Here is a 6,207-nt window from a genome sequence, read left to right as displayed (position 1 = left end):
CCGCCGCGCCCGCCGGCCGCGGCCGCCGGGAGCTGGGGATGATCCGCACCGCCCACTTCGACCTCCTCGGCGGGCGCGACCGGGTCCAGGTGCGGCACGCGCTGGGGCTCGCGGACGTGGACGACGACCTCGCGGGCCTGCTGGCGGGCGAGCTGTTCCGCCCCGGGTGGCTGCGGGGCTCGGAGATGTTCGAGCGGCTCTTCACCGGCGTGGTGCGCAGCCTCGACCCCGACCCGCTCGTCGCCTGGGGCGCCTTCTACCGCAACACCCTCGAGCGCGCCGCCGCGACGGCGGACGCCGCGCAGGTGCCCGCCAGCGGCCACGGCACCATCGCGGGCTACGCCCCCGTCTGGGACCACGCGGCCGGGCTGGTCGGCCCGGGGACGGTGCTGGAGGTGGGCTCCTGCTTCGGCTTCTTCGCGCTGCGCCTGGCCGCCGCGGGCCGCGACGTGACCGCCAGCGACGTCTCGACCGGCACCGTCGCGCTGCTCGCCGCGGTGGCCCCGGCCCTCGGCGTCGACCTGCGCGCCGTCCCGGCCGACGCCGCCCACCTGCCCGCGCCGGACGCGTCGTACGACACCGTGCTGGCGCTGCACCTGCTCGAGCACCTCGACGACGACCACGGCGACCGCGTCGTCGCCGAGGCCCTGCGCGTCGCCCGCCGCCGGGTCGTGGTCGCCGTGCCGCTCGAGGACGTCGCCGACGACACCTGGGGCCACGTCCGCACCGTCTCCCTCGCCGACCTCGACGCCTGGGGCCGCGGCTCCGGCCGCCGCTACGAGGTCCACGAGCACCACGGCGGCTGGCTCGTCGTCGACCGCTGAGCGTGGGCCGGGGTCGGGGTCCGGTCGCCGGGTCCCGGCTGCGAGGTCAGATCACGCCGAGCTTGGAGGCCTCGTAGACGGCCTCGGCCCGGCGGGAGACGCCGAGCTTGCGCAGGATGTTGCCGACGTGGAACTTCGCCGTGGTCTCGGAGATGTAGAGGCGCTCGCCGATGGCCCTGTTGGACAGGCCCCGGGCGAGCAGGGCCAGGACCTCGCGCTCGCGCTCGGTCAGCTGGCGGTGCTCCTCGGGCGCGGGGGCGTTCAGACCGCGCACGATCGCGGCGGCGCTGCGCGCGTCGAAGGCGCTGCCGCCGCGGGAGACGTCGCGGATCGCCCGCACGAGCCCGGAGGTGTCCACGTCCTTCACGACGTAGCCCTTCGCGCCGGCCCGGACCGCGGACATCACGAGCTGCTCGTCGAGGAACGTCGTGAGCACGAGCACCGCGAGGTCGGGGTGGGCGGCGACCAGCTGCGCGCACAGGGCCAGGCCCTCGGAGTCCGACGTGGTCGACAGCTTGAGGTCCAGGAGCACGACGTCGGGACGGACCCGGCCCACCACGGTCGAGGCCTCCGCCGCCGTCGAGGCCTCCGCCAGCACCCGCAGGTCCCGCTCGCGCTCGAGGATGGAGCGCAGGCCCTGGCGCACGATCGCGTGGTCGTCGACGAGCATGATCCCGATCTGGTCCTCGGCCTGCGCGTCGGTGCGGGCGGCCTCGGCGTACGGCGCGGTGCTGGGGGTCAGGGTGGCCATGCGGCTCACGTCCGTCCGGTCGGGGGCGGCCCGTCGTGGACCAGCCCGCTGATGAGCCCGGGCCGGTGGGCGCCGGGGAGGGGCAGGGGCACGCGCAGCTCGACCCGGACGCCGCCGAGGCGCGCTCGGCGGAACGCGATCGTGCCGCCGAGCCCGGCGACGCGCGCCTCCATGTTGGCGAGCCCGCGGTGCCGGCCGTCGACGTCGTGACCGCGCTGCTCGCGCAGCTGGCGGCTCAGCGCCGTGGGGTCGCCGGTCCCGTCGTCGGCGACCGTGACGAGCAGGTCGTCGGGCCGGTAGCGCACCCGCACCACCGAGCGGGTCGCCCCCGCGTGGTGGGCGACGTTGAACAGCGCCTCCCCCACCGCCCGGGCGATCTCGTGCACGGCGTCGACCCCGAGGTCGACCTGCTCCTCGCGGCCCTCCACCCGCACCCGGACGTCGAGGCGGGGGCGGTGGTGCTCGGCGACCTCGTGCAGCAGCTCGGGCAGCGTGGAGACCCGCTCGGAGTGCGGCTGGTGCAGGGCGTAGATCGCGCGGCGCAGCTGGTCGACCGCCTCCGCGCTGAGCGCCTTGGCCGTCGCGAGGTGGTCGCGGACCCCGAGCGCGCCGACCTGCTCGGCCTCCCCGCGGGCCACCTCGACCGCCATCCCGGCCGAGAGCACGAACTGGGTCACCGAGTCGTGGAGCTCCCGCGCGATCCGGTGCCGCTCGGCGTCGACCAGCTCGCGCTGGCTGGCCAGCAGCAGACGGTCCTCCGCGAGCCGGAGCTCGGCGGTGCGGGCGGCGAGGTCGCGCGCCTGGGCCTGCGCCTCGTCGTAGAGCCGTTGCGCGCGCCGGTGGAGGGCGACCCCGGCGTGGTACTGCTCGGAGGTGTGCAGGGAGACCGCGGCCTGGTTGGCGAGCACCCGCAGCACCGACAGGTCGCCGGGCTCGGGGTCGAGGGGCAGGCCGTGCAGGGCGACCAGGCTCCCGATCCGGCGTCCCTCCAGCGTCATCGGCACCCGGACCCAGCGGGAGTCGTCGGTGGAACGGGTGGCGTGGCCGGCCCGGACGGCCCCCACCTCGCGACGCACGAACGGCGGCAGCAGCCCGTCGTCGTCGACCGGCTCCGGGCCCGGCCCGGGCCCGTCGTGCGCGTAGCCCTCCAGGGCGAGGAAGCGGGGTCGGGCACCGGGCAGGTGCCCGTCGGCGACGGCGAGCATCGTCCACTCGGCCTCGAGGTGCGAGGCCGCCGCCCGCACCACCTCCTCGAGCAGCCCGCGGGGGCCCTCCATCGTGCGGACGAGCGCCCGCGAGATGGAGTCCATCGCCCGCACGGCGCGCTGGGTGCGCTCGTCGGAGCGGACGTAGGCGCGGTAGTAGGAGCGCTTGCCGGAGCGCACCCCGGTCAGGACGCTCAGGTCGGGGGTGGAGGCCACGGCTACAGCGCGTCGGTGAACAGCGCGAGCACGTCGGCCTCGGAGGCCTCGCGCGGGTTGGTGGTCAGGCAGGCGTCGTCGAGGGTGGTCCGCGCCAGCACCGGCACGTCCTCGGCCCGGACGCCGAGCTGCGCCAGACCGGCGGGGACCCCGACGTCGTCCGCGAGCCGGCGCACGTGCTCGGCGAGGAGGTCCGCGGCCCCCAGGGGGCTCAGGGAGTCCACGTCGAGCCCGGCCGCGGCGGCCAGCGCCACGAACCGGCCCGGCGTCGCCCGGGCGTTGTAGCGGATCACGTGGGGCAGCAGCACGCCGTTGACGACCCCGTGGGGGGCGTCCAGGAGGCCGCCGACCTGGTGGCTCATCGCGTGGGTCGCGCCCAGGATCGCGTTGGTGAAGGCCAGGCCCGCCTGGAGGCTGGCCTGCGCCATCTTGCCGCGCGGCTCCAGGTCGAGCGGCGTGGTCATGGTGTCGCGCAGGTGGCGGCAGACCAGGCCCACCGCCTCGAGCGCGTGGCCGTCGGCGAGGGGGTTGTGGGCCAGCGACACGAAGGACTCGATGCCGTGGGTGAGCGCGTCGAGGCCGGTGGCCGCGTTGAGGTCCTCGGGCATGGTCACGAGCAGCCGCGGGTCGGTGACCGAGATGTCCGGCACCAGCGCACGGCCCATGATCGTGATCTTCACCGACCGGTCCGTGTCGGTGACGATGCAGAACTGGCTGACGTCGGCGCCGGTGCCCGAGGTGCTGGGGATCATCAGCAGCGGCGGGATCGGGAAGGACACGCGGTCGACGCCGGCGAAGTCGAGGATGTCGCCGGCGCCGCCGGTGAGGATCGCGACGCCCTTCGCGGCGTCGATGACCGATCCGCCGCCGAGGCCGACGATGACGTCGCAGTCGCCCGCCAGGTAGGCCTCGTACGCCGCGCGGACCTCGTGGTCCTTGGGGTTCGGCGTCACCGCGGACCAGACCGTGGGCCGCATCCGGGCGTCGCGCAGGTGGCCCAGCAGCTCGTCGACCCACCCGGCGGCGTGGACGCCGGGGTCGGTGACGACGAACGGCCGGCGCGCGCCGAGGCGGGCCGCCGCGAAGCCGGCCTCGCCCAGCGACCCGACCCCGAAGACGATCTCGGGGGCGTGGAACTTCACCAGCCCCCCGCCGTCGCGGGCCGCGACCGGGGTCCGGCGGGCGGGCTCGGCCTGCACCACGGTCACGGGGACCTCCTCGGGGCGAGCGGACGCGGCGGGCGGGGTCGGGCGGCTGGTCGTGCGGTGGTGTGCGTGCGCCTCAGCGGCCGGTGGCGGGACTGATCGTGGTGCGCACGGGGCTGATCCGGTCGCAGGGGAACCCGCCGCGCTCGGCGTGCTCGGCGATCAGGGCGGGGTCCGCGGCGTCGTAGACGCAGTAGAGCTTGTCGTCGCTGACGTAGGACTCGACCCACTCCACGTCGTTCATCCCGGCGAGCACCTCGTTCGACTTCGCGCTGATGTCGTGGAGCTCCTGCTCGCTGAGGTCGCCCGCGCCGGGCAGCTCGCGCTCGATGACGTACCGGTCCATGTGTCCCCCTGGTCTGCTGGGTGTGGTCGGCTCCGGCTCGCCCGGGGCCGCTGTGACGACGATCACGGACCGGGCGTGCAGGCACACCCTCCGTCCGGAGGGGTTGTCGGAAGGTTGGCCGGGGCCCGCGAACGGGTACCCGGACCGGTCGGGCGGGTCCGGAGGGTCAGCCGAAGCCGCCGTCGGCGGCCACGACCGAGCCGTTCAGCACCCGTCCGGCCGTCGAGCAGCAGAACCGGATCGTCTCCGCGAGCTGGGCGGGGGGCAGCGCGGCGCGCAGCAGCTGGTGGGCGGCGAGGTCGTCGGTGGTGACGCCGTACAGGTCCGCGGTCGCGCGCAGCATCGCCGTGTCCGTGGCGCCGGGCGACACCGCCACCACGGTCACGCCGGTTCCCACGAGGTCGGCGGCGAGGCCGCGCACGAGGCCGACCACCGCGTGCTTGACCATCGTGTAGGCCGAGAGCGCGTAGAGGCCCCGTCCGCCCGCGGCGCTCGCGACGGCGACGAAGCGGCACCCGCCCGGGTCCGGGCCGGCGAGCATCGCGGGGACGGCGGCGCGGGCCACGTGCCACACGCCGCGGGCGCCGACGTCCCACTGGGTGTCGAGCTCCTCCGTCGGCGTCTCCCAGAGCGGACGGCCGCCCGCGATGACCGCCGCGGCCGCGACGACCACGTCGAGCCGTCCCCACCTGTCGAGGCAGCGGCGCACGGCGGCCTCGGCGACGGCCGGGTCGCGCACGTCGCCGACCACGGTGAGGACCGCGTCGCCGTGGCGCTCGGCGAGGGCCGTCAGCGCCGCCGGCGGCGCGAGGGCGTGGGCCACGCCGGGCAGGTCGTGCTCAGCGCCGAGCGCGAGGTCGAGGGCCAGCACGCGGCACCCGTCGGCGACCAGCGCGTCGACGACGCGCGCGCCGATGCCACCGGCGGCCCCGGTCACGAGGGCGGTGCGGGCGGGCGCGTCGGGGGCCATGGGCCGAACCTAGGGCCCGTCCGGCGAGGCGGCCAGCGCCCGGGCCAGCACCCGCAGCGCCTGCTCCGCGTCGACGCCCTCGGCGCGGGCCCGGGCGACCACCCCCAGCAGGTCCCGCGCGACGGCGGCCCCCGCCGCCCCCGCCGTGCCCGCGGCCCCCGTCGGCTCCGCCGGGACCCGCGCGGCGCGGGCGAGGACGGACTCCGGCGCCTCCCCCGCCCGGGTGAGGCGGTCGAGGACCTTGTCGGCCAGCAGCAGCGCCGGCAGCGTGGGGGCGATGCCGTCGAGCAGCGAGGCGCGGGGCTTCTCGGTGGCCTTGACCGACTCCCAGAGCTCGTTGACGGCGGCGGGGTCGCGCGGCGGCCCGTCCTGCGCGGCGCCGAAGACGTGGGGGTTGCGGCGACGCATCTTGGCCACGACGTCGGCGGCGACGTCCTCGACCGTGAACGCGCCGGACTCCTCGGCGATCGCGGCGTGGAAGTACACCTGCAGCAGCAGGTCGCCGAGCTCCTCACGGAGCGCCTCGAGGTCCGGGCCGTCCGGCGCCTCCAGCGCCTCCAGCGCCTCGTGGGTCTCCTCGAGCAGGTAGCGGGCCAGCGAGGTGTGGGTCTGGGCGGCCTTCCACGGGCACTCGGCGCGCAGCCGCGCCATGACGGCGCGGAACTCGACCAGGGAGGAGACCTCGCCCAC

Annotated in this window: 7 protein-coding genes; 1 reads left to right on the top strand and 6 read right to left on the bottom strand. The window is 76.5% G+C overall.

Annotation, left to right across the window (positions count from 1 at the left end):
• A partial coding sequence (gene mftM, locus ABD158_RS09260) for a mycofactocin oligosaccharide methyltransferase MftM (protein WP_344006378.1) occupies positions 1–824 on the top strand: 824 nt, incomplete at its 5' end.
• Between the two features lie 46 nt (positions 825–870).
• On the opposite strand, the gene ABD158_RS09255 is transcribed toward mftM, so the two are convergent.
• From ABD158_RS09255 to ABD158_RS09230, 6 genes are all read right to left on the bottom strand, one after another.
• Positions 871–1,575 (bottom strand): MadR family response regulator transcription factor, encoded by a 705-nt coding sequence (locus ABD158_RS09255; RefSeq protein WP_344006376.1) that lies wholly within the window; start codon positions 1,573–1,575, stop codon positions 871–873.
• A gap of 5 nt (positions 1,576–1,580) precedes the next feature.
• Positions 1,581–2,996, bottom strand: a complete 1,416-nt coding sequence (locus tag ABD158_RS09250; protein WP_344006374.1) for a MadS family sensor histidine kinase — start codon at positions 2,994–2,996, stop codon at positions 1,581–1,583.
• A 2-nt stretch (positions 2,997–2,998) separates the two neighbouring features.
• Complete coding sequence (locus ABD158_RS09245) at positions 2,999–4,204, bottom strand: iron-containing alcohol dehydrogenase (protein WP_344006372.1); 1,206 nt, start codon at positions 4,202–4,204, stop codon at positions 2,999–3,001.
• Positions 4,205–4,277: 73 nt separating this feature from the next.
• Positions 4,278–4,547, bottom strand: coding sequence for a DUF4242 domain-containing protein (locus tag ABD158_RS09240; RefSeq protein WP_344006370.1), 270 nt, complete (start codon positions 4,545–4,547; stop codon positions 4,278–4,280).
• Between the two features lie 166 nt (positions 4,548–4,713).
• On the bottom strand, positions 4,714–5,517 hold the full coding sequence (locus ABD158_RS09235) for a mycofactocin-coupled SDR family oxidoreductase (RefSeq protein WP_344006369.1): 804 nt from the start codon (positions 5,515–5,517) through the stop codon (positions 4,714–4,716).
• Positions 5,518–5,526: 9 nt separating this feature from the next.
• Positions 5,527–6,207, bottom strand: a complete 681-nt coding sequence (locus ABD158_RS09230; protein WP_344006367.1) for a MazG nucleotide pyrophosphohydrolase domain-containing protein — start codon at positions 6,205–6,207, stop codon at positions 5,527–5,529.

Origin of the sequence: Nocardioides lentus (genome assembly GCF_039529515.1) — a bacterium.
GTDB classification, from domain to species: domain Bacteria; phylum Actinomycetota; class Actinomycetes; order Propionibacteriales; family Nocardioidaceae; genus Nocardioides; species Nocardioides lentus.
The sequence above is the reverse complement of the archived record's forward strand: the minus strand, read 5'-3'. Positions and strand labels throughout refer to the sequence as shown.

Excerpts from the sequence above, each read along its gene's own strand:
- ABD158_RS09255 (WP_344006376.1), bottom strand. The coding sequence starts at position 1,575 with ATGGCCACCCTGACCCCCAGCACCGCGCCGTACGCCGAGGCCGCCCGC.
- ABD158_RS09240 (WP_344006370.1), bottom strand. The coding sequence starts at position 4,547 with ATGGACCGGTACGTCATCGAGCGCGAGCTGCCCGGCGCGGGCGACCTC.
- ABD158_RS09235 (WP_344006369.1), bottom strand. The coding sequence starts at position 5,517 with ATGGCCCCCGACGCGCCCGCCCGCACCGCCCTCGTGACCGGGGCCGCC.